General features: G+C 73.2%; 14 protein-coding genes. 6 read left to right on the plus strand and 8 right to left on the minus strand.

Annotated features, from left to right (window positions below; translation table 11 throughout):
• Positions 1 to 4 precede the first annotated feature (4 nt).
• The 3 genes from QEZ54_RS19375 to QEZ54_RS19385 all read left to right on the plus strand — a co-directional run bounded on the left by QEZ54_RS19375 (position 5) and on the right by QEZ54_RS19385 (position 10,939).
• Positions 5 to 6,805, plus strand: coding sequence for a neuraminidase-like domain-containing protein (locus tag QEZ54_RS19375; protein WP_281306063.1), 6,801 nt, complete (start codon positions 5 to 7; stop codon positions 6,803 to 6,805).
• Between the two features lie 10 nt (positions 6,806 to 6,815).
• Positions 6,816 to 10,094: a hypothetical protein gene (locus QEZ54_RS19380; protein ID WP_281306064.1), complete on the plus strand. Its 3,279-nt coding sequence runs from the start codon at positions 6,816 to 6,818 to the stop codon at positions 10,092 to 10,094.
• Between the two features lie 98 nt (positions 10,095 to 10,192).
• A complete protein-coding gene (locus QEZ54_RS19385) occupies positions 10,193 to 10,939 on the plus strand; it encodes a hypothetical protein (RefSeq protein ID WP_281306065.1) in 747 nt (248 codons plus the stop codon).
• A 139-nt stretch (positions 10,940 to 11,078) separates the two neighbouring features.
• Here the strand turns inward: QEZ54_RS19385 and QEZ54_RS19390 are convergent, their stop codons facing one another.
• The 3 genes from QEZ54_RS19390 to QEZ54_RS19400 form a co-directional block, all read right to left on the minus strand.
• Positions 11,079 to 12,611: an alkaline phosphatase D family protein gene (locus tag QEZ54_RS19390; RefSeq protein WP_281306066.1), complete on the minus strand. Its 1,533-nt coding sequence runs from the start codon at positions 12,609 to 12,611 to the stop codon at positions 11,079 to 11,081.
• A complete protein-coding gene (locus tag QEZ54_RS19395) occupies positions 12,611 to 13,729 on the minus strand; it encodes a hypothetical protein (protein WP_281306067.1) in 1,119 nt (372 codons plus the stop codon). The genes QEZ54_RS19390 and QEZ54_RS19395 overlap by 1 nt, the downstream gene beginning before the upstream one ends.
• Positions 13,730 to 13,903: 174 nt before the next feature.
• On the minus strand, positions 13,904 to 17,449 hold the full coding sequence (locus QEZ54_RS19400) for an ABC transporter ATP-binding protein/permease (RefSeq protein WP_281306068.1): 3,546 nt from the start codon (positions 17,447 to 17,449) through the stop codon (positions 13,904 to 13,906).
• A 379-nt stretch (positions 17,450 to 17,828) separates the two neighbouring features.
• Here QEZ54_RS19400 and QEZ54_RS19405 point away from each other — a divergent pair, with 379 nt between their 5' ends.
• Positions 17,829 to 18,194, plus strand: coding sequence for a DUF6401 family natural product biosynthesis protein (locus QEZ54_RS19405; RefSeq protein WP_281306069.1), 366 nt, complete (start codon positions 17,829 to 17,831; stop codon positions 18,192 to 18,194).
• Positions 18,195 to 18,201: 7 nt separating this feature from the next.
• Here the strand turns inward: QEZ54_RS19405 and QEZ54_RS19410 are convergent, their stop codons facing one another.
• Positions 18,202 to 18,507, minus strand: coding sequence for a DUF6582 domain-containing protein (locus QEZ54_RS19410; protein ID WP_281306070.1), 306 nt, complete (start codon positions 18,505 to 18,507; stop codon positions 18,202 to 18,204).
• Between the two features lie 115 nt (positions 18,508 to 18,622).
• On the opposite strand from QEZ54_RS19410, the gene QEZ54_RS19415 reads away from it, so the two are divergent.
• Positions 18,623 to 19,414 carry a maleylpyruvate isomerase family mycothiol-dependent enzyme gene (locus QEZ54_RS19415; protein WP_281306071.1) on the plus strand — a complete coding sequence of 264 codons (792 nt, stop codon included), beginning with the start codon at positions 18,623 to 18,625 and terminating at the stop codon, positions 19,412 to 19,414.
• A 55-nt stretch (positions 19,415 to 19,469) separates the two neighbouring features.
• Here the strand turns inward: QEZ54_RS19415 and QEZ54_RS19420 are convergent, their stop codons facing one another.
• From QEZ54_RS19420 to QEZ54_RS19435, 4 genes are all read right to left on the minus strand, one after another.
• The gene (locus tag QEZ54_RS19420) at positions 19,470 to 19,628 is read right to left on the minus strand and encodes a hypothetical protein (protein ID WP_281306072.1); all 159 of its coding nucleotides are present in this window, start codon (positions 19,626 to 19,628) and stop codon (positions 19,470 to 19,472) included.
• A 79-nt stretch (positions 19,629 to 19,707) separates the two neighbouring features.
• On the minus strand, positions 19,708 to 20,691 hold the full coding sequence (locus QEZ54_RS19425) for a hypothetical protein (RefSeq protein WP_281306073.1): 984 nt from the start codon (positions 20,689 to 20,691) through the stop codon (positions 19,708 to 19,710).
• A 391-nt stretch (positions 20,692 to 21,082) separates the two neighbouring features.
• Positions 21,083 to 21,613 (minus strand): DUF4142 domain-containing protein, encoded by a 531-nt coding sequence (locus tag QEZ54_RS19430; RefSeq protein WP_281306074.1) that lies wholly within the window; start codon positions 21,611 to 21,613, stop codon positions 21,083 to 21,085.
• 79 nt (positions 21,614 to 21,692) lie between these two features.
• Positions 21,693 to 22,355 (minus strand): NAD(P)H-binding protein, encoded by a 663-nt coding sequence (locus tag QEZ54_RS19435; RefSeq protein ID WP_281306075.1) that lies wholly within the window; start codon positions 22,353 to 22,355, stop codon positions 21,693 to 21,695.
• Between the two features lie 93 nt (positions 22,356 to 22,448).
• Between QEZ54_RS19435 and QEZ54_RS19440 the strand changes: the two genes are divergently transcribed.
• The gene (locus QEZ54_RS19440) at positions 22,449 to 22,931 is read left to right on the plus strand and encodes a MarR family transcriptional regulator (protein WP_281306076.1); all 483 of its coding nucleotides are present in this window, start codon (positions 22,449 to 22,451) and stop codon (positions 22,929 to 22,931) included.
• Positions 22,932 to 23,029 lie beyond the last annotated feature (98 nt).

Here is a 23,029-nt window from a genome sequence, read left to right on the forward strand (position 1 = left end):
TTCGATGGACCACCAGCAGGGCAGCGGCCCCGACGACGCCGCGCGGGCGCGCGCCCAGCGGATCCCCGAGCACGAACCGACCGTCGTGCTCGGGGAGGAGCCGACCCTGATGCTGCCCCTGCAGCCGGACATCGTGCGGACGACCACGGTGCCGCCGGTCGGCGCGGTGCGCGTGCCGCCCGTGCGCGAGGGCGCGCAGATCCCGCCGAAGGTGCCCGCCCAGCCCTCGGGCAGGGGTGAGGAGCCCGGCTCGTACCGGGTGTACGGCACGGTCACCACCGACGAGCAGCGGGCGCTGCCCGGCGTACGGGTGCTGGTCTACGGCGTCGCCGTCGGCCGCGACACCGTCCTGGCCGAGGCGGTCACCGACCGGCGCGGCGACTACGCCGCCGGGTTCGAGCCGGCGCTGCGCGCCGGAGACGCCCCGGACGTACTGGTCCGCGTGCTGCCCGCCAAGGGCGACACGGTGCTGGCCGCCTCGGACGTGCGCTACAACATCGGTGCGGAGCTGCGCGTCGACGTGACCGTCGCCGCCGCCGCTCTCGGCCGCGCCGACGAGCACGGCCGCCTCACCAGCGTCCTGGACGCGCACCTGGCCGGGCTCGACCTGTCCGAGCTGCGCGAGGACGACGAGCGCACCGACCTGACCTACCTGGCGAACAAGACCGGGTGGGACGCGCGCCTGGTCGCGATGGCCTCGACCGCGCAGCGGCTCAGCCGCGGCACCGAGGTGCCCGCCCCGCTGTACTACGCGCTGTTCCGGGCCGGGGTGCCCACCACCGGCGCGGCCGTCGGGCGGCTGTCGGAGCGGCAGCTGACCGGCGTGTGGGAGCAGGCCGCCCGGACCGGCGTGATCGAACCGGAACTGGCCCGGATGATCCCCGACGCCGTCGGCCGCATCCGCGACCTGGGCGCGCGCGAGCTGCTCGACGACGACTCCTACCCCGGCCCGTCCACGCTGGCCGAGCTGCTGCGGGTGTCCGGGCTGGAGGGTGAGCAGCAGCTCGCCTACGCCCGGCTGCTGCAGGAGCACCAGTCGTCGCCGAAGGCGTTCTGGCGGCAGGCCGCCGAGGTGTTCGGCAAGGACACCGCGGCCCGGCTGCGGGTCGACAGCCAGCTCGCCGACCTGACCGTGAACAACGCCGAGCTGGTCGCCCGGGTGCGCGAGACGGTCGCCCCGTCGTCGACGGCCGACCTGGTCCAGGCCGGGCTGTACCGGGCCGAGGGCTGGGCGAAGGTCGCGGGCAAGGACCTGGCGGTGCCCGAGGGCATCCCGGGCGGCGACGCCGCCGCCAGGCGCGCCAACTACCTGGACCTGCTCGCGGGCCAGGTGCGGCTCAGCCACCCCACCGCCGTAGTGGCCGACCTGGTCCGGCGCGAGGAGATCCCAGTCCCCGAGCGGGCGCGCGGGGGCGTGCAGGAGTTCCTGGCCGCCAACGCGGGCGCCTTCGAGATCGGCGTCCACCCGGTCGACGGCTGGCTCGCCCGGACCGGCACCCGGGTCGAGGAGCCGGTGCGCGACGGGCTGCGCACGCTGCAGCGGGTCTACCAGATCAGCCCGTCCGACGAGGCCATGGCGCACCTGCTGCGCAACGACATCGACGCCGCCTACACCGTCACGCAGTACGACGAGGGCGAGTTCGTCGACGCGTTCGCCGAAGGGGTGGGCGGGGCGCGGGCCGCGAAGCTGGTCTACGCCAAGGCGCAGCAGGTCCGCCACGCGGTGCTCAACGTGACCACGCAGTACCTCTCCTGGCAGAGCAGCGCCGCGCTGACCGTGCTGCCGACCTCCTCGGCGCCGGAGACCGCCGTCACCGCGTTCGCCGCCGTGGCGGCCGCCCCGCCGGACCCGAACGCCGCCGACCTGATCGTGCAGCCGACGCTGGAGCAGCTGTTCGGCGAGATGGACTTCTGCTCCTGCGACCACTGCCGCTCGGTGCTCAGCCCCGCGGCGTACCTGGTGGACCTGCTGCAGTTCCTGGACCTGCGCCGCTACAACGCGGCCGGGGTCGAGCTGCCGAAGAACTACACCGGGGACAACCCGCTCGACGTGCTGCTCTCGCGCCGCCCGGACCTGGCCGAGATCGACCTGACCTGTGAGAACACCAACACGGCGCTGCCGTACATCGATCTGGTGAACGAGGTGCTGGAGCACTACGCCGTCGCCGGGTCGCTGACCGGGTTCACCGGGTTCAACATCGACGCCGACACCACCACCCCGCAGCTGCTGGCCGCACCGCGGCACCTGGACGAGGCGGCGTACGCCCCGCTCAAGGACGCGGTGTTCCCGATGACCATGCCGTTCCACCGGCCCCTGGCGGCGCTGCGGCGGCACCTGACCGCGTTCGAGACGCCGCTGCACCAGGCGATGGCGTCGCTGCGCCGGTCCGAGGCGCTGACCCCGCCCGGCGGCAGCCCGGCGGGCGCCTACGGGTGGCGCGACATCCTGATCGAGCGGCTGGGCCTGACCCGCAGGGCGTACCAGGTGCTCACCGACGGGTCGCTGAGCCTGTCCGATCTGTACGGCTCGACCGCCACCGGCGCCGCGCTGATCGCCGAGCTGAGCAACGCCAAGACGCTGTCCCGGCGGCTCGACCTGACCTACCAGGAGCTCATCGACCTGCTGCGCACCGACGCGGTCAACCCGGCCGCCCGGCTGCTGCCGTACGTGGAGGCGCTGCACGTCGGGTTCGGCGCGATCGAGGCGCTGCACGGCGGCACCATGACCCCGGCCGCGTTCACCGCGCTGCTGCCCGACGACCTCGACGCGGCCGACTACGGCGGGAACGTGCCCGGCTGGGTGCAGGCCAACCACGCCGAGATCATGTCGCTGCTGGTGCTGGTCGACCCCGACGGCGGCACCGACTCCTGCGCATTCGACCAGCTGGAGGTGCGCCACGCCCCGGCCGACATGGCCACCAACCGGATGACCGAACCGGACCTGCACCGGCTGCACCGGTTCGTGCGGCTGCGCCGGGCACTGGGCTGGACCGCCGCCCAGACCGACAAGGCGTACGCGGCGCTGTACCCGGCCGCCCAGCTGCCGCTGCCCGCCGACGCGCCCGCCGCCGCGCTGGCGAAGCTGGACCAGGGCTGGGCCACGCTGCTGGAACGGCTCGCACACGTGGTGGCGCTGTCGGCCGAGCTGCCCGCCGCGCCGAAGAAGGAGCTGACCAAGCTGCTGGCCTGCGTCGCCCCCATCGGCACCCGGGGCGCGGACTCGCTGTACCGGCAGCTGTTCCTCAGCCCCGGCATCCTCAACCTGGACCCGGCGTTCAAGCCCGGCCCGACCGGCGCGGTGCTCACCGACGCGACCGCGAAGCTGGCCGACCACGCCGTGGGCGTCACCGCCGCCGTCGGCGTCACGCCGGGGGAGTACGCGGCGATCACGGCCGCGCTCGGCTACACCGCCGCCACCCCGCTGACGCTGGACACGGTGTCGGCGGTGTACCGGTACGCCTACCTGGCCCGCAAGCTGAAGCTCAGCATCGCCGAGCTGGTGACCCTGCGCGACCTGTCCGGCATCGACCCGTTCGGCCCGCTGACCGCGGTCGACCCGCCGCTGCCCCGGTTCGTCGCGCTGGCCCGGCTGGTCGCCGAGGCGGGCGTGAAGCTGCCCCGGCTGGCGTACTTCCTGCGGCACGAGGACCCGACCGGCAAGTCGTCGCCGACCCCGGCCGACGTGCTCGCCTTCGCCCGGCGGCTGCGCGCCGACCTCAGCCAGGTCGAGCGGGACCACGCCGTGGGCGAGGACCCGACCGGCGAGGTCGCCAAGTCGAAGTTCGCCCTGGTGTACGGCGCCCCGACGGCCGACACGTTCTTCGGGCTGCTCACCGGCGCGGCGGCGGTGTCGGTGCCGTACGACAACGGCGGTGACCTGCCCGCCGCCACGACGGCACTGGCCCCCGCGCTGTCCTACGACGACTTCGCCAAGACGCTCACATACCGCGGCCTGATGACCGACGCCGCGCACACCGCGCTGCTGGCCGCGCCGGGCCTGCCCGCCGGGTTCGACGCGGCCGCCACCGCCCTGCGCGACGCCACCCGCGCCGGGTACGCGACGTTCTTTGCCCGCTACCCGGACCTGCGCCCGCTCTACGACACGTTCGCCGACGCGACCACCGCGCTGCCCGACCGGTTCGCGGCGCTGACCGCCTCGTTCCTGCCCACGCTGCGGCGGGAGCTGAAGCTGCGCCAGGTCCGGCAGACGATCGCCACGCTGGCCGAGACCACCCCGGCCGCCGCCCGCGCCCTGCTGGAGGACGCGGCGCTGCTGCACGGCGCCGCCGGCACCGGCCCGGCCGTGGACGACCTGCTCGGCGTCGAGCAGCCCGGCACCGCGGCCGCGCTGGCGCCGGGCACGCACCGCTGGCACCTGGACCCGCCCGCGTCCGGCTTCTACCACCTGCTGGTGCAGACCGCGGGCACGGTCACGCTGACCGTCGGCGGGGCGCCGGTGGCGGTCACCCAGACCGCCGGGGTGTGGCGCAACACCCAGCCGATCGAGCTGACCGCGGGCCTGCTCACCGAGGTCGCGGTCACCGTCGCCTCGGCCGACCCGACGGTACGGGCCACCGTCCGCTGGGAGAGCCCCGGCCTGGCCCGCGACGTCATCCCCGGCCCGGCCCTGTTCCCGGCCGCGCAGCTGGACCGGTTCTCCCGCACCTACCTGCGCCTGCTGAAGGTGTTCGGGCTGGCCGAGCTGCTGCGGCTGAGCCCCGCCGAGCTGCGCCACTTCGCCCTGGCGGGCGGCCCGAGCTGGCTGCCGGACGTGCCGGTGGCCGTGCAGTCCGGCCCGGCCGGGCTGGCCGCCGCACAGGCCCTGTTCCCGGCCGTGCGGCGGGTGCTGGTGTTCGGTGCCCTGCGCACCGAGCTGAAGGTGCGCGACGACTCGCTGGTCAGCGTGCTCGCCGACCCGGGCGTGACGGCCGCCGACGGCACGCTGCTGCGTACCCGGGTGACCGGCTGGGACGAGGGGGCGCTGGCGGCGGTGCTGACGCATCTGGGCCTGACCACCGCGTCGCTGTCGGACGTGGCCGCGTTCGCGCGGGTGCGGGAGGTGTTCGCGACCGCCGCGGCGCTGCGGCTGCCGCCCCAGCCGCTGCTGGCCGCGATCACCAACGAGCCCACCGGCCAGCACGTGCGCGACCTGCAGGGCGCCCTGCGCGCCCAGTACGACGACGCCGCCTGGTACGAGGTGCTGCGCCCCATCAACGACGACCTGCGCGACCAGCAGCGCGACGCGCTGGTGGCGCTGATCCTGGACCGGATGCGCCGGTCGCCGCTGACCGACCACATCGACACCCCGGACCGGCTGTTCGAGTTCTTCCTGCTCGACGTCGAGATGGAGCCGTGCATGCAGACCTCGCGGATCCGGCTGGCGCTGTCGGCGGTGCAGCTGTTCGTGCAGCGCTGCCTGCTGAACCTGGAGAGCCGGGTCGCGGTCTCGTCGATCAAGGCCAAGCGCTGGGACTGGATGAAGCGATACCGGGTGTGGGAGGCCAACCGCAAGGTCTACCTGTGGCCGGAGAACTGGCTCGACCCGGTGCTGCGCGACGACAAGTCGCCGTTCTTCAAGGAGCTGGAGAGCGAGCTGCTGCAGTCCGACCTGACCGAGGAGACCGCCGCCGAGTCGCTGCACCACTACCTGGAGAAGCTCGGCGAGGTCGCCCGCCTGGAGATCGTCGGCATGTACGTCGAGGAGGCCGAGTCCGGCACCCGCGCCGACGACGTCGTGCACGTCATCGGCCGCACCGCCGGGACCCGGCGCAAGTACTTCTACCGCCGCCAGGCCAACCTCACCTGGTCGGCGTGGGAGCGCATCGGCCTGGACATCGAGGACGCCCCGGTGCTGCCGGTGGTCTGGCAGGGCCGGCTGCTGCTGTTCTGGACCTCGGTCGCCCAGCGGCAGGTGGAGCAGGCCGCGCCGTCGACGGCCGCACCGGCCACCACGCTGGCCGACATGCCGGTGAGCACCCTGGTCACCGTCGCCAAGACGCCGGTCGGCGCGCAGCTCTACTGGAGTGAGTACTGGGGCGGCAAGTGGCAGGCGCCGCGCAGCTCGAACCCGGAGGAGCCGCTGTCGCTGGGCACCCACCCGGCCGGGCTGTTCGACCGGGCCAAGCTCGAACTCAGCTCCTGGGAGAAGGGCGGCTCGCTGCTGGTGCGGGTGCACTACGACAGCAGCTGGGGCGGCTACTTCAAGCTCTACCAGCCGCGGAGCATGCCGGTACGCAGCAGCGAGGACCCCGAGCCGCTGACCACGAGCGACTACCTGATGGACTACGTGCTGCGCCAGCGGGAGGTCAAGGTCGTCTCCGGCAGATTGAAGGCGTCCTACTGGGATCCGATGCACCTGTCCAAGGGGTACGACTCCGACGAGCACACGGTGCTGAACCGCTCGCCGCTGGCGGGCGTGGTGCAGCCGATGCAGCACGGCATGACCGAGCCGTACCAGGCGCCGTTCTTCGTACAGGACCGCCGGCACGTGTTCTACGTGACGCCGCAGGAGTCGTGGGTGCCGCTGGAGAAGAAGGCCCCGCACGGCCGGTTCGAGCGGCCGGACCGGTTCCGCGAGATCCCGAACCTCAAGCTCAAGCCCGACCCGCGCTACGAGGTGATCCCGGAGTTCACCCTGCCCCGGCCGCCGGAGCCGCTGGAGGGGCCGCTGAAGCTGCGCACCGACGTGCTGCAGGAGCACACCATCCGCACCGGCCTGCTGGACAAGTCCACCGTCATGTTCAACGGCCGCGCCGTCGGCGCCGCCAACTCCATCGGCGCCCAGCAGGCGCCCGGGCTGCGCTGAGGAGCGGGCGATGGCCAAGTACACCGATGTCGGCTTCCACGACCACCTGACGACCAAGGCCGTCAAGGCGATCGAGGTGCTGCTGGCGCAGGAGATGCGGATCTCCTACGACTTCGACAACCACTTCCACCCGTACGTCGACAAGCTGGTGGAGCTGCTGAACCAGGGCTCCACCGCCGGGATGCTCGACGTCAAGGCGCACGAGGCGCTGCACGAGTCGTTCTTCGCGGCCACGTACGCGCCGGTGGTCAGCGACAACACCGTCCGGGTGTCGTACCACGACAAGAACCTCGACGTGGCCGAGAGCGGGTCGTACGCCAACTACAACTGGGAGCTGTTCTTCCACGTACCGACGCTGATCGCGGCGCACCTGTCGTCGGTCGGCCGGTACCCGGAGGCGCAGCGCTGGTTCCACTTCGTGTTCGACCCGACCACCGACGACGTGTCCAAGCCCGCGCCCGAGCGGTATTGGCGGTTCCTGCGGTTCCGGCAGGGCGTCGGCGGCAAGCAGATCGAGGAGCTGCTGGAGCTGCTCGGCAAGCCCGCCGACCAGTGCACGCCCGCCGAGAAGGCCGAGAAGGAGCTGATCCTCGCCGGGTACGAGGCGGTGCGCAAGAACCCGTTCCAGCCGCACGCGGTCGCCCGCACCCGCCCGATGGCCTACGAGTACTGGGTCGTCATGCGCTACCTGGACAACCTGATCGCCTGGGGCGACAGCCTGTTCCAGCAGGACACCGTCGAGACCATCAACGAGGCGACGCAGCTCTACGTGCTGGCCGCGAACATCCTCGGGCCCCGGCCGCAGCGGGTGCCGCCGCGCGGCGTGGCCCGGCCGCGCAACTACCGGCAGCTCAAGGCCGCCAAGCTGGACCCGTTCAGCAACGCGCAGGTGACCCTGGAGGGCACCTTCCCGTTCAACCTGGTGCTGCCGTCGGGGTCCGGCGGCGGCGAGGCGTCCGGGCCGCTGTTCGGCCTCGGCACCACGCCGTACTTCTGCGTGCCGCACAACGACAAGCTGATGACGTACTGGGACACTGTCGCCGATCGGCTGTTCAAGATCCGCAACTGCATGAACATCGCCGGGGTGGTGCGCCAGCTCGCCCTGTTCGACCCGCCGCTGGACCCGGGCATGCTGGTCAAGGCCGCCGCCGCGGGCATCGACATCGGCTCGCTGGTCGCGGGCCTGCACCAGCCGCTGTCGCCGGTGCGCGCCACGCTGATGCTGCAGAAGTCCCTGGAGCTGGCCGGCGAGGTGCGCTCGCTGGGCGGCACGCTGCTGTCGGCGCTGGAGAAGAAGGACGCCGAGGCGCTGACCCGGCTGCGCCAGACCCAGGACATCGCGGTGCAGGAGCGGCTGCGCGACGTCAAGTTCCTGCAGTGGAAGGACGCCGAGGAGCCCGCCGCCGGGCTGCTGCGGTCCCGGGCGGCGATCTTCGACCGGTACCGCCACTTCCAGCTGCTGCTCGGCGGCGACGCCCAGGCCCTGGAGCAGCTGCGCACGGTCACCCTGACCCGGTCGGAGCTGACCGAGGAGAACTTCGACGAGGTGTACGGCAACCTCGTCGAGACCTACGACAAGGACGTGGCGCTGGCCGAGGACAACCCGCCGCCCCTGTTCGGCAACGCCGACCCGAAGTCCGACACCGGCGCGACCGGGGCCGGGCGGCTGCGCCTGATCGCCAACGAGCACACCGAGCTCAACGTCCACCAGCCCGCCGCGCGGGCCAAGCAGAAGTCGGCCACCGACAAGGACGAGCTGTTCGGCGTCCTGGGCATGCTGCCCAACCTCGGCGTCGACTTCGCGTTCTGGGGCATGGGCGGGCACCTGGAGTTCGGCGGCCCGGCCCTGGCCGCCGTCGGCCGGATCCTGGCCGGCAAGGACCGGGCCGAGGGCGACGCCGAGACCTACCAGGGCAACCGGGTCGCCCGCATCGCCGGGTACGAGCGGCGCGTGGGCGACTGGATCCAGCAGTCCAACGCCGCCGCCCACGAGCTGATGCAGAACGGCCGCCAGCTCGTCGGCGCACTGCTGCGCGAGCAGATCACCCGCCACGAGTACGAGACCCACAAGGCGCAGATCGACAACGCCAAGGCCGTCGACGCGTTCCTGGCCGACAAGTTCACCGGCACCGACCTGTACCACTGGATGCAGGGCGAGCTGTCGCGCCGCTACTTCGACGCGTACCGGATGGCCTCGGACCTGGCCCGCAAGGCCGAGCAGACGATGAAGCGCGAGCTGATGCGCCCCGAACTCGACGGGCAGTCGTTCGTCCGGTTCGACTACTGGGACGGCGGCCGCAAGGGCCTGCTGTCGGGCGAGGCGCTCTACCTCGACGTCAAGCGGATGGAGCTGGCCTACCACGAGCACAACAAGCGCGAGTACGAGCTGACCAAGCACGTGTCGCTGGCCCAGCTCGACCCGGTCGCGCTGCTGCGCCTGCGCGCCACCGGCAGCTGCGAGTTCACCGTCCCCGAGTGGCTGTACGACCTGGACACCCCCGGCCACTACCTGCGCCGCATCAAGAGCGTCGGCGTCACCGTCCCGGCGGTGACCGGGCCGTACACCAGCGTGCACTGCACCGCGTCGCTGCTGCGCAGCTCGGTGCGCACCTCGGCGCTGCTGAGCGAGGGCGAGTACGCGCGCCAGTCCGGGGAGGACGGCCGGTTCCTCGACTACGAGGGCACCGTGCAGTCGGTGGTGACCAGCGGCGCCAGCGCCGACAGCGGCCTGTTCGAGACCAACCTGCGCGACGAGCGGTTCCTGCCGTTCGAGGGCTGCGGCGCGGTCGGCACCTGGCGCCTCGAACTACCCGCGAAGTACCGCCAGTTCGACTACGGCACCATCTCCGACGTCGTGCTGACGGTGCGCTACACCGCCCGCGACGGCGGCGCGCAGCTGCGCGGCAAGGCCGTCGACCGGGTCGAGGAGCTGGTCACCGAAGCGTCGACCTCCGGCCTGGTCCGCCTGCTGAGCCTGCGGCAGGACTTCCCGGCCCAGTGGCACGCCTTCACCACCGGCGAGGCCGACTTCACCGCCGACCTGACCGCCGTCCACCTGCCCTACTTCGCCAAGGACGAGACGGTCCAGATCGACAAGGTCGAGCTGTACGCCGTCGACGGCACCGACCTGCTGGCCGCCCAGGCCCCGGCCGGCCTGGCCGCCGCCCTCACCGACGGCCTCGCCGACGACCCGGCCACCGCCGTCATCACCCTGCCCGCCGACGACGACGTGGTCCGCCGCGACCCCACCGCCGACGTCTACGTCCTGCTCCGCTACTCCTTCGCCTGACCCGAGGTAAGGAAGGGCCCCTTCTCATCGCATTGCGTAGTAGAAGGGGCCCTTCTTAACGACGCGCGTTCGCTGACCGGAACCGCTACCCTCCGTCCATGGTGAGGGTCACGAACCGGCCGATAATCGGCTGCTACCAGGGCGTCCGCGTCACCGTGGACGTCGAGCCCGCTGCCGAGAGCAGCCTCACCGTCGCCGACGACTTCCTCGACGCCCGCGGTCCCCACGAGGAGTCCCTGCGGGAGGACCTCGCCAACTCGAATTGGGTCGCCGAGTTGACCCGCGGGGCGCTCAAGGGTGCTCGCCACACCCTGGCCCACGAGGAGTACCGCACCGGGCCGCTGCGCGTCGTGCTGGTCAAGCACTACCTGCACATCGTCGACTCGGGCTGGGGCGCGATGCAGGCCGCGACCAGCCGGGCGATCCGCGAGGCGATCGACCAGCTGCCGCACCGCATGGTCGCCGAGTGGGTGACCTTCACCGAGACCGGTCCGGTGGTGCGGCTCAGCAACCCGGTGTCCAGCGACGGCTGGGCCGAGGTGGAGGTGACCATTGAGGTCACCCCCGCCGCAGCGCGTCACGTCGCCCTGGCCGACGGCTTCGCCAACGCCAGCCTGGCGCCGAGGCTGTCCCCGGCCGAGTCCGACGCCATCCCGGCGATCGCGCTTGCCGCTGCGCACAAGGCGCTCGACGAGTATGAGGCCCGGGTCGGCCCGCTCCAGGTCACGCTGCTCGGCCACGCCAGCGGCGACCTCCACCCGCGCGCGATGGACCACTACGAGTACGCCGTCGACGCGGCTGTGCGGATGGCCGTCGAGCAGCTTGAGTTCGCGCTGGCCGACTGACAGACGCCACCATCGGTCCACGACCTACACCGCATATGGTGTGGCCACACCATATGCGGTGTAGCCCAAATCAGATGAGGTCCATGAGGCGAGATCTCGGCCGGAACGTGGTGACCGGGATCTCGCCTCATCAGCGCAGCTACGGGTTGCGGCGGTACTGGGCGGCGGAGCCCTTCGTCGCCGGGTCCTCGTAGGCGCCGGCCCGGCCGCGGTCGACGTGCCAGCTGGTCAGGGTGGTGACGGCGGCGCTGGGGTTGGTGCGGTCGGCGACCATGCGCTGGCGGGTGGTCCAGCGCAGCGGGGTGACCTCGTACAGGTCGTAGCCGTAGCGGTTGCCCTCGAAGTACTGCAGGTGCGGGTTGACCTGGCCCAGGCGCGGGCCGTTGGTCGCGTTCCAGCTCGCCGAGTAGCCGCTGGACGTGGTCGAGTGCGCCACGAACTCGGTGCCGATCACGGGCGCGGCCAGGTTGTCGAAGTCGGGGCGTACGTCCTGGACGAAGGCGCTGTGCCAGTCGCCGGTGATGGTGACGAAGTCGGCGATGCCCGCCTGCTGGGCGTAGGTCAGCACCTCTTTGCGCTCCGCGAGGAACCCGTCCCACTGGTCGGTGAACAGGTACCCGCCGTCGGGGTTCCTCTGCTGGCTCAGGAAGATCGAGTTGACCCAGCAGTGCCAGCCGCCGCTGCGGCCGCTGATCCGGCTCTTGAGCCACTGCTTCTGCGCCGCGCCGAGGATGGTGCCCCCGGTGACGTTCTGCTCCGACCGGTACTGCCGCAGGTCCAGGATGACCAGCTCCAGCAGGTCGCCCCACTGGCGGTACCGGTACAGCTGCGGGTCGGGCAGCGCGGAGTCGGCGCCGTCGATGCGCAGCGGCAGGTGCTCGTACCAGCCCTGGTAGGCGGCGGCGCGGCGGGCGACGAAGGTGGCCGCCCCGCGCGAGCCGGAGTAGTCGTTGACGACCTCATGATCGTCCCAGGTCAGGTAGAACGGGTGGGCGGCGTGCAGGTCGCGCAGCAGCGGGTCGCCCTTGTAGAGGGCGTGCAGCTTGCGGTAGTCGGCCAGGGTGTAGGCGGTGCCGAGTTCCGAGCCCTCGTACACGTAGTCGCCGAGGTGGACGACGAAGTCCAGGTTGGTGTCGGCGGCCAGGTCGCGCAGGCCGGGGTACTCGCCGGACTGGTAGTGCTGGCAGTTCAGCGACGCGAACCGGACCGAGGCGACCGAGCCGGCCGGGGCGGTCCTGGTCCGACCGGTCCGGCTGTACTGCCCGAGCGCGCGGAACCGGTACCAGTAGCGCCGTCCCGGGGTGAGGCCGTCGACGGCCACGTGCACGCTGTGCCCCAGCGTCACCGACGCCGGGACCGAGCCGGACGCGACGATCGCGGACATGCCCGAGTCCGTGGCCACCTGCCAGTCGACCTGCACGATGTCGGGCAGCGGCTGTACGTCGGCCAGCGGATCGGGGGCGAGCCGGGTCCACAGCACCACGCTGGTGGGCAGCGGGTCGCCCGAGCCGACGCCGACGGTGAACGGGGCGGCGTCCCAGCTGGCGCCGAGCGCGGCTGCCGCGGCGTACGCGGCCTGCGGCCCGAGCTGCTCGAACAGCGGCCAGGCGGTGGTCAGCGCACCCGCGCCCAGCGCGGCCTGCAGCAGGGTGCGGCGGTCGAGCGTGGGCATCAGGCACCTCCGGGGGTGACGGTCAGGGACAGGGAGTCGGCGTAGCCGTCGTTGGAGGTGCCGCCGGCACGGGTGAACAGCAGCTCCACCTGCGCGGTGCGGCTGCCGACGGGCACGGTGCCGGTGGCGGTGCGCTGCAGCAGCGCGGTGGCGTTGCCGCGCTGGGCGGCGGTGACCGGGCCGAGCACGACCGTCGCCAGGGTGGTCCCGGCCGCGTTGCGGAACGCGACGGACAGCTGGGCGGTGTCGGTCTGGTCGAGGTATCCGCCGAGCCAGGCGGCGGCGTCGTAGCGGGTGGTGCCCGCGTCGATCGCGGCCGGGTCGGGCAGGCTCACGGTCTGGCCGAGGCGGCTGCGGGCGGAGTTGCCGCCGCCGAAGAAGTTCGCGCCCCGGTCGCTCGGGCCGGGGGTGCCGCTGGTGGGGTAGCCGCCGCCGGTGGCGTACGCGATGACGGCCGCGCCGCCTTCGAGGTGGGTCCAGCCGGGGACGGTGGCCGTGGGCGCGCCGGTGCCGCCGGGTCCGGCGTCGCCGCCGGGGTTGGCGATCAGGTTGGCGCTGGGCTGCGCGGCGGTCGACAGGGTGAGCCACAGGCTGTCGGCGTAGCCGTCGTTGGCGGTGCCGCCGTCGCGGGTGAACAGCAGCAGCACCCGGGCGGTACGGCTGCCCGGCGGCACGGTGCCGGTCTGGCCGCGCCGCAGCAGGCCGGTGGCGCTGCCCCGCTCGGCGGCGGTGACCGGGCCGAGCACGACCAGGGCCAGGGGCTGCCCGGTGGCGGACAGGAACTCCACCGACAGCCGTACGCCGTCGTCCTGCGCGGCGTAGCCGCCCAGCCAGCCGCCGGTGTCGAACCGGACCGCGCCCGCGTCGATCTGCGCCGTCAGCGGCAGCGTGACCGTCTGGCTGAGCCGGGTGCGGGCGGAGTTGCCGCCGCTGAGGAGGTTCGCCCCCCGGTCGGCCGGTCCGGGGCCGGTCGGGGTCGGATAACCGCTCGTGCCGTACGCGACGACCGCCGCGGCACCCTCCACTGTGGTCCAGCCGCTGACCGGGCCGGGGGTTCCGGTGCCGCCGCTCGTGGCGTCGGCACCGGGGTTGACGATGAGGTTCGCTGTCTGCTGCATCACGCCTCCTGGCAGGATCGACAGCAGCGTGGAGGCACTCGCTGTCCGGGCGGGGACAGCGGTATGACGCCGTGGTGAAGCACGGAGGACCAGTCGGCGTGGAACGCTGCTCGGAGCAGGCTATCGGCCCCGAACTGTGACGTCCATCGATGTTACTTTCGAAACTCTCCCGGGTCAGCCCGCCAGGTGGCCCCAGCGGTCCTCGAGCTCGGCCCAGGTGCCCTGCGCCATCGGGCGGCCGCCGTGCAGCACCACCACCCGGTCGGCCTGGGCCAGTGCCGCCCGCTTGGACGTCGAACCGACCACGGTCACGCCGGAGCCGCGCAGCGCCGCCCACAGTGCCAGCTCTGTGGTCACGTCCAGGGCCGAGGAGACGTCGTCGGCCAGCAGCAGCTCCGTACCGGGCGCCAGGGCCCGGGCCAGCGCGAGCCGCTGCAGCTGCCCGCCGGACAGCCGCGTGCCCTTGTGCCCGATGAGCAGCTCCAGTCCGCTGCCCGCCGCCGCCAGGTCGTGCTCCAGCTGCGCCGTCGAGACCGCGGCGGCCGCGTCGACCTCGTGGCCCAGCCGGATGTTCTCGCTGACCGTGCCGGACAGCACCCGCGGCAGCTGCGCCACGTAGCCGACCTGGTTGGGGCGCAGGAACAGCTCCGGCTCGGTGACCCGGTCGCCGTTCCAGGACAGCGCCCCGCGGTGGTGCACGATCCCGGCCAGCGCCCGCAGCAGCGACGACTTGCCCGACCCGACCGGGCCCACGACCAGCACCAGCTCGCCCCGGCGCACGGTCAGGTCGACGTCGCTGACGCCGACCGTGCCGTCCTCGTGCACGGCGGTGAACCCGGTCAGGTCCAGCTGCCGCAGCGGATGCCGGGGCACGGCGTCCGGGCCGGGCGCCGTGCCCGCCGAGAGGTCCACGCCGGGCACGGACGCGGAGTACGCGCCGGTGCCCGCCATGGCCACGGTCCGTCCCGTCCAGACCCGGGCCGAGGGCAGCTGCGACAGCAGTGAGGCGGTGGTCCAGGCGAACCAGCGCGCCGCGCCCAGCGTCGACACCACGATCAGCGTGGTGGCGGCGGGGACCTGCCCGGCCATGTACAGCGCCCAGGCGCCGATCGGCAGCAGGCCGCTGAGGATCGCCGGGGTCGAGCGCGACCACACCTGGGTGGCGATCTCGCGGCGCTGCCTGTCGCTGCGTACCGTGTCCAGGTCGGCCAGGCGGGCCAGCACCGGCCGGGTCGCCCCGGCGAGCTTGACCGTGCGCGCCGACGACAGCGACGACACCAGGAACGTGGCGAACGTGGCCCGCGCCGCTACGGTCTTGGCCGCCGACCGTTTAAGCACCGGGCCGAACAGGGCCGCGGTCAGGCCGGACACCACCATCGTGCCCGCGAAGAACAGGCCCGGGATGTAGGAGCCGGACACCAGCGTCATCGCGGCGATCGCGATCAGGCAGATGAACTGGTCGATCAGGTTGTCGGCCAGGATCACCACCCGCTCGTTGTCGCCGCCCTGGGCCACGACCTCGGCCGGGGTGTGCGCGCTGACGCGGCGGGGGCCGGTCTGGCCGTGCACCAGCCGCAGGTTGATGCGCAGCATCTGGCGCACCCACCACTCCGGGAACCAGATCGCGGTGTAGTACGTGGTGGGGACGGTGAGCACCAGCGCCGCGGCGATGCCGAGCGCGGGCCACCAGGGGCTGCCCGTGCCGTCGACCAGGTCGGCCCAGAACCAGGGCAGGATCGCACCGTCGAGGCCGAGCAGGACCATGACCAGGAACAGCAGCACCGAGCCGAGGCCGAAGCGCGGGTCGTTGACCATCAGGCGGTAGATCTCGCGCAGGGTGCGTACGCGCGGGGCGGGTGGCAGCGGCGGCGGGTCGGCCTTCGGCGGCGGGGTGGCGGCCACCTCGTCGACCAGGGCCGCGGGGGAGTCGGGCGCGACGACCTCGTCGTCGAGCACGGCGGTCGCGGCCCGCGGGCCGTCCAGGCCGTACTCGGTGGCCAGCACCAGCCCGCCACCGGTCTGGGCGGGCACGACGGCGGCCTCGACCGGGTCGGCCAGGCCGATGCGGCTGCTGGCCAGCAGCTGCGCGAAGCGGCGCGACTCGCGCAGCGGTCCGGACTCGACCACCTCGCCGTCGGCCAGCACCACGACCTCGTCGCAGGCGCGCACCGACGACAGGCGGTGGGCGATGACGATGCCGATGCGCCCGCGCATCACCCGTTCGGCGGCGCGCTGCACCTGGCCCTCGGTTACCGGGTCGAGCCGGGCGGTGGCCTCGTCGAGGATGAGCACGCGCGGGTCGCGTACCAGCACCCGGGCGAAGGCGACCAGCTGCTCCTGCCCGGCCGACAGCACGTGGCCGCCCTCGCCGAGGCGGGTCTGCAGCCCGTCGGGCAGGGTGGCCACCCACGCGGTCAGGCCCAGCTCCTCGACGGCGCGCTCGGCGGCGCCGGTCAGGGCCGGGTCGAACAGGGCGATGTTCTCGGCCAGGGTGCCGGCCAGGATCTCGGTGCGCTGCGGCACCACGGCGATCCAGCGGCGCAGCGCCTCCAGGTCCAGGTCGAGCAGGTCGACGCCGCCGAGGGTGACCGTGCCGCGCGGCACGTCGACGGCCCGGGTGAGGATCTTGGCCAGGGTGGACTTGCCTGATCCGGTCCGGCCGACCAGCGCGTACGACCGCCCCGGCGCGAACGTCAGGTCGACCTCCCGCAGCGCGGGCCGGTGGGAGTCGGCGGCGTACCGGAAGGTCAGCCCGCGTACCGCGATCTCGCCCGTGCTGGGCGGGGCGCCGCCGGCCGGCTCCTGCGCCACATCGCGCAGCAGCTGCACCCGGGCCCAGGCGCCCAGCGCGTACTGCAGCTCGGGCAGCATGCGGCTGACCTGCTCGACGGTGCCGCCGAAGGCCAGCGCCAGCAGCCAGACCCCGGTCAGCTGGGCGGTGTCGACGCGGCCGGTGGTCAGCGCCCACACCCCGGCGAGCACCACGGCGCCGATGCCGGCCCGGGTCGCCCCCGAGGCGATGGTGTTGACCTTGGAGGAGAGGCGCCACACCCGGCGGCCGCGGGTGAGCACCTCGGCGGCGCGGCGGGCGTACAGGCGCAGCACGTAGGGGCGGCCGAGGCTGGTGCGCACGTCGTCCTGCCCGTGCACGGACTCCTCCATCACCGCGGCCAGGTCGGACCAGGCCTCCTCCTCGTCCATGCGGGCGGGGGCGATGCGGCGGGCGGGTTCGCGCAGCGAGTAGCCGAGCGCGGCGGTGAGCGCGAGCATCGCCACCCCGGCGGGCCACCACACGAACAGCGCGGTCACCGTCGACAGCAGGCCGACGCAGCCCGCCTGCGCGATGCGGATGCCGCTGCTGCGCAGCTGGGAGGCGACCTGGTAGACGTCGCCGTCGATCCGGTCCAGCAGCTCCCCGACGGGCGTGACCTCGAGCGTGGGCAGGCTCTGCCCGAACGCGACCCGGCACAGGCGGCGGCGCACGTCGGCGGCCCAGTCCGCGGTCAGCCTCGCCATGATCAGGCCGACCACGAGGTCACCGAGCACGACGACGGCGAGCGACACCGACAGTGCGGCGAAGGCCAGCGGGGAGCGGTCGACCAGCACCGGCCCGGCCAGGGCCGAGGCGAGCGCGGCGCAGGCGGCACCGGCCACGATCAGCACCGCCACCACCAGGGTGCGGCGGGGCGAGGTGGCCCATAGGTCACGAAGAAGTCGCATGAAGGGCCCCCAGCCGAGTCTGTGCTGGCCCCAGCATGCGATGGCCGCCCGACCGGTTTCAAATCAATTACGGTGAACCCGCCGACCGGCCTGGGGCACGTCGATTCCGCAGCTCATGTCAACCTGAGCATTGCCCGGGCGGACCCCTTGCGCCACAACGCCATCCGGGGCGTATAGTGAAGGCACGCTCGTCGGACGACTTCCCCCGTGGTCGCCCGACGAGCCTTTTCTTTGCGCCGCCCGACACACCCGTACCCCACCGTCGCGTCTGGACGCGGCAGCCGGTCGGCCATCGTCGGACCGGCTGATCGGGTGGTTCGCCAATCTGTAACGCTCTACGGTGTTGGCACCGGCGCCAGTCGCACCTAGCCTCGCCCGCATGGACCAGCCTCGCCGCATCGATCGCGACCTGCCCGAAGCAGAGCTGGCACGCTTCGTGCTCGACCGCTACGCCCGCCGCCTCGGCGACGCGGGCCGGGCCGCAGCCGCCCGCGACGCCGGGCTGCGCGCCCTGCTCGACCAGCTCACCGCCCGGGTCGGGGACCTGCTCGCCCCCGACGACCGCCAGCCCACCCTCGACGAGCTCGCCAGCTACGCCGACGGCCTCGTCGACGCCGCCAGCGGGCTCGGCTGGACTCTGCCCGAGGGCGAGGACGTGCTCTGGCGCTACGCCGACGAGATCACCTGGCGGCTGGTGGCCGTCTGCGAACTGGCCTCGTCCAGGGTCGAGGGCGCCGACGTCTGACGCGCCCTCAGCGGTTCGCGGGATCGGCGGTGTGCGGCTCGCGACCGAGCTGCCGCCAGCTCGTCTCGGCGACGTCCACGTCGTAGTGCCTCGCCGCGGCCAGGATGTTGGCGAAGGCCAGGTCCCGATCGTCGTCGTTCACGTCCTTAAGCTGGTCGAACCGCGCCAGCGCGTTGCGGACGTGCTCGGCGTCGGTGAGCGGCAGCTTCCGCTTGTCCGGTATCGCGAACACGTGCTCGGGCAGGTCGTTGCGTTCGGCGGTGGTCAGCTCGCCCTCGCGCTCGTGCGCCCGCCAGGTCGGTCTGGTGCTCATTCTCGTTGGATACCCGCTGCGGCGTCCCGGGCAAACCCGGCGGCCGGGGCGGAATGCCGCGCGCCGACCGCGGGTTGGTGCGTTGCGTAAGCGTGACCGAACGAGGGAGAACCTGATGACCAGTAACGCCGACGCGGCGATCGCCGCGCTGCGGTCCGGCTACGACCACCTCGCTCCGCTCGTGGCCGGGCTGGACGAGGACGGCCTGGCCGGACCGTCCGGGTCCGCCGAATGGGACGTGTCGCAGGTGCTGAGCCACCTGGGCAGCGGCGCCGAGATCCACCTGGCCACCCTGGAGGCGGCGCTGGCGGGCGAGCCCAACAAGGGGATCGAGTTCAACCGGGGCGTGTGGGCGCGCTGGGACGCCATGTCGCGCACCGAGCGGGCAACGGCGTACGTGACCGCCAACGAGAAGATGCTGCGCCGGTACGAGGAGCTCGACCCTGCCACCCGCAAGGAGCTGCGGGTCGACCTGGGCTTCCTGCCCGCCCCGGTCGACGTGGCCACCTCGGCCGGGCTGCGGTTGAGCGAGTTCACCTTCCACTCGTGGGACGTACGCGTCGGCACCGATCCGGCGGCCGTGCTGCACCCCGAGGCGGTGCCGCTGCTGCTCGGCTTCACCGGCGGCATGTTCGCCTGGCTGGCCAAGCCCGCCGCGCTGGAGGGCCGCGAGGCGAAGGTGCGGGTGGAGCTGACCGAACCGCACCGCGTACTGGGCCTGCACCTGGCCGACCCCGTGGTGCTCGGCGACGTGCCCGAGCAGCCGGACGGCGTGCTGCACCTCCCGGCCGAGGCGTGGCTGCGCCTGGTCGTCGGGCGCCTGTCGCCCGAGCACACCCCGGCCGGGGTCGCGGTCGAGGGCGCAGCCGACCTGGACCTGCTCCGCCGGGTGTTCAAGGGCTTCTGATCCGGCGGCGCGCACGGGTGGGGTCGTCCGGACGACCCCACCCGTGCGCACACTGTCATCGGGAGGTGCGGTCGCCGACCCGGGCCATGAAGCGCAGCAGGTCCGTGTGCTGGCGCCCGACGACCGGCTCGGCCCGGTCCAGGGCCGCCGCGATCTCCGCCCGTACCTCGTCGGACGGGTGCCGCAGCCGGGCGCCGTCGGGCCACTGCCGCACGGCTGCCCTGGCGAGCTCGCGGATCCGGTCGTCAGGGTCGGTGAGCGAGTCCAGCGCGGTGCGGAGGGTCCACCACGGATCACGTCCGGTCCAGGGCCCGCAGCGCCGTGATCCGGTGGGCGGACGGCCGACCGGGGGCGGCCAGGTCCCGCAGCGGTTGCCAGCCTGCGCTCGGCTGCTCGGCGATGGTCCGCACGGCCAGGCGCAGCACCGCCCCGGACTGATCGTCCAGCAGCGGCCGCAGCAGCTCACCCGGGACCGGACCGAGCCGCCGCAGGCCGCGCAGCGCCGTCAGCCGTCCCCTGGCGTACGGGTGGGCCAGGTTCGCGCGGAGCAGCTCGGCGTCGTCCGGTGTGCCGGTCTCGCCGATACCGGCCAGCACCGGGACGGGCAGCGGCTGCCCGACCGCCAGCCGGCGGTAGTGGTCGACCGGGTCGCCGCCCGCCCGCCGTACGGCGGCCTGGGCGACCTCGCGGACCAGCGGATACCGGTCGGTCAGCGCGGCATCGGCGTCGAACTCCCCGAGCCGCGCCAGCAGCCGGACGGCCTCGGCGCGGACCAGGGCACTGCGGCTGTCGCGCAGGCGGCGCAGCACGGGCAGGTCCGTCGCGGCCCGGGCCAGCACGGCGTGGGCGCAGGTGCGCCGCACCATCGTGTCCCGGTCGCGCCCGGCCGCCGTGAGCAGCTGCTCGACCCCGATCCGGTCCAGACCGGCCGTGTAAGCAAGTCGGCGCACCCGGTCCGGTCCGGCCGCCAGCAGCGGCTGGAGCTGCTCGGGGGACAGCCCGGCCAGCAGGTCCGCGACCTGGCCGCGCAGCCAGCCGCCGTGCAGGCGGCCGTCCAGCGCCACCGCCAGGTCGACGGTGAGCACCAGCAGCGGGCCGTCGTCGGCGACCCCGGTGAGCACGGACGTGAGGGCGTGCTGAGCGGCGGCGCGCACCTGGTGCGCCCAGTCGCAGGTGCGCAGCATGAGCACGGCCGCGCTCGCGGGGCGGCGGTGCCCGGCGAGCCGGATCGCGGCGGCCTCGCGCAGCCGCCCGTCGGGGTGGCAGCCCGCCAGCACCAGGTCGAGTGCGTCGGCGGTGCCCTGGAGCAGCTTGCCGGGCAGCCTGTTGCGTCGCCCCGCTCGGCGGGCGGCGTCGGCGGCCGCGCGCAGCTCCGGTTCGAACCGCAGCCACCAGGCGGCGTCGCGCCCGTCCAGGGCCGTCAGGGTCGCGGCGCGGGTGTCGTCGTCTTGCGGCAGGTCCAGCAGGGACCGGGCCGTGTCGTCCAGGCCGTCGCCGGTCGTGCCGGGCTCCGACTCACCCGGCAGCGTCGGTGCGGTACCGGTCGGACAGCTGCTGGGCCAGCCGGTAGGTCAGATCGTCGGATCCGTTGAGGACGAAGTGGTGCGACTGCGGGGACGGCATCCGCGGATGGTATCGACGGATGCCTAACTCCGGGTTAACGCGCGGCTACCGGCTAGGCCACACGCCGAGCTGCGCCCCCGCCTCGTCGATCGCCACGTACTGGTCGCGGATGACGTTCAGGGCCTGCTCGGCGTGCGCCTTGACGGTCCGGTCGCTGCCGTAGTTCCGCTCCTGGCTGATGTCCTTCATGCTGTTGCCCGTCGCGGCCCGCTGCGTCCGCAGCCACAGCCAGTCGAACGGCGCCCCGGCGGTAGCCTGCTTCAGCTCGGCGGCGACGGCCTGCTGGTTCTCGGTCATCTCGCCGGGCAGCTTCACCCCCGCCCGGTCGGCCACCGCGGTGAGGTCGGCGTCGAGCTTGGCGTACTCGTCGTGGAACCGGTTGCCCAGGTCCTTGACCTGCGCCGCGGTGCCGCGCTGCGCGGCCAGGTCCGCGGCGGCCATCCCGGCCAGATAGGCCTGGTGCGCCGAGATCATGTAGGTGAGGTCGTTCGGGGAGGGCTGGGCGGCGGCGGGCGTGGCGACGGCCACCGCGACCGCCGCCGCGACGACGATGAACAGTCCTCTGATCGGGTTCATGGCGGTGCCCTTCGTCGGGGCCGGTGCCGGCACCGGCCACCCGGGGACGTACCCCCGATGGGCGCGCGGCATGCCACTGTCAGTCGGCGATGCCGACGGCCTGCCCGATGGTCTCGGGCCGGTTCAGCGCGTCGAGCATGGCGTGGGCGACGTTCGCCCTGCTGGCGAAGGCGCCGGGCGCGTTGCGGCCCAGGGCGAGCTGGTAGCGGCCGGTGAGCGGCTTGTCGGTGAGCCTGGGCGGCCGGAACGAGGTCCACGCCAGCCCGCTGGCCCGCAGGGCGTCCTCCATCAGGGCCAGGTCGGCGTAGTGCTCGCGCAGGATCGCCTTGATCAGCGGCCCGCCGAGGTACTTGACGAAGAAGCTGTCGCCGGGGTCATGCCGCGGCGGGTGAGGGTTGCCGGGCGAGGCGACGGTGGCCACGGGCGCGGCGCTGACCACCACGATGCGGCGTACGCCGGTGGCCTGCATGGCGGCGATGACGGCGCGGGTGCCCGGGGCGGTCACGTCGGAGTCGGCACGGCGCCGTGGCCCGAGGCCCGACAGCACCGCATCGGCGCCGTCCACGGCCCCGGCGAGGGCGTGCGCGTCGGGTGCGCTGAGGTCGGCGCGCACGGCTCGTACGCCCGGCGGCAGCTTCGACGGGTCGCGGACGACCGCGGTGACCTCGTGACCTGCGGCGGTGGCCTGCTCCAGGATGTGGCGGCCGATGCCGCCGGTGGCGGCGAATAGGGTGAGTCGCACGGTGCTTCCTCTCCGGCGCGAAGCGTCGCGCCGTGGACGGCTCAGTTCGTACAATATGAGAATCGTATTATCTGAGTTCGAGGTTCATACAATATGACTTCCGTAACAGGTGCGGATCGCGACCGGCGCCGGTTGACGGCGGGTATCAAGCGCACCCTGCGCGACCTGCGCAATCAGCTCTCCATCCTCAACCGGCAGGTCGGGGGGCGGCTCGAACTGAGGGACGTCGACCTGGACTGCCTCGACGTGATCAGCCGCCATGCGCCGATCAGCCCGAGCGCGCTGGCCCGCCAGGCCGGCCTGCACCCGGCCACGCTCACCGGCATCCTCGACCGGTTGGAGCGGGCGGGGTGGATCGTGCGCGACCGGCACCCCAGCGACCGGCGCGCGGTCACCCTGCGGCCCGTGACCGACCGCGGCGCCGAGATCTTCGGCCTGTACGCGGGCATGAACGCCTCCCTCGACCAGATCTGCGCCGGTTACGACGAGGAGCAGCTGCGCCTCATCGCCGACTTCCTCGACCGGGCCAACACGGCCGGCCGCGACGCGGCGACGCGGCTGGCCGAGGGTGATTAGTCGGGACGCCATCCTTTAAAGACGGTGGTATTGACACCCGGGGGTCTTCATACGACGCTTGGGAGCGCTTCCATTCATCGCTCCCGATAAGGACGCAA

Origin of the sequence: Catellatospora sp. KI3 (genome assembly GCF_029948125.1) — a bacterium.
GTDB lineage: Bacteria > Actinomycetota > Actinomycetes > Mycobacteriales > Micromonosporaceae > Catellatospora.

What these genes read in the sequence shown, in the direction of transcription:
- QEZ54_RS19385 (WP_281306065.1), top strand. Translation starts at nt 10,193, where the DNA reads ATGGTGAGGGTCACGAACCGGCCGATAATCGGCTGCTACCAGGGCGTC.
- QEZ54_RS19400 (WP_281306068.1), bottom strand. Translation starts at nt 17,449, where the DNA reads ATGCGACTTCTTCGTGACCTATGGGCCACCTCGCCCCGCCGCACCCTG.
- QEZ54_RS19405 (WP_281306069.1), top strand. Translation starts at nt 17,829, where the DNA reads ATGGACCAGCCTCGCCGCATCGATCGCGACCTGCCCGAAGCAGAGCTG.
- QEZ54_RS19380 (WP_281306064.1), top strand. Translation starts at nt 6,816, where the DNA reads ATGGCCAAGTACACCGATGTCGGCTTCCACGACCACCTGACGACCAAG.
- QEZ54_RS19430 (WP_281306074.1), bottom strand. Translation starts at nt 21,613, where the DNA reads ATGAACCCGATCAGAGGACTGTTCATCGTCGTCGCGGCGGCGGTCGCG.
- QEZ54_RS19395 (WP_281306067.1), bottom strand. Translation starts at nt 13,729, where the DNA reads ATGCAGCAGACAGCGAACCTCATCGTCAACCCCGGTGCCGACGCCACG.
- QEZ54_RS19410 (WP_281306070.1), bottom strand. Translation starts at nt 18,507, where the DNA reads ATGAGCACCAGACCGACCTGGCGGGCGCACGAGCGCGAGGGCGAGCTG.
- QEZ54_RS19390 (WP_281306066.1), bottom strand. Translation starts at nt 12,611, where the DNA reads ATGCCCACGCTCGACCGCCGCACCCTGCTGCAGGCCGCGCTGGGCGCG.
- QEZ54_RS19440 (WP_281306076.1), top strand. Translation starts at nt 22,449, where the DNA reads ATGACTTCCGTAACAGGTGCGGATCGCGACCGGCGCCGGTTGACGGCG.
- QEZ54_RS19375 (WP_281306063.1), top strand. Translation starts at nt 5, where the DNA reads ATGGACCACCAGCAGGGCAGCGGCCCCGACGACGCCGCGCGGGCGCGC.
- QEZ54_RS19415 (WP_281306071.1), top strand. Translation starts at nt 18,623, where the DNA reads ATGACCAGTAACGCCGACGCGGCGATCGCCGCGCTGCGGTCCGGCTAC.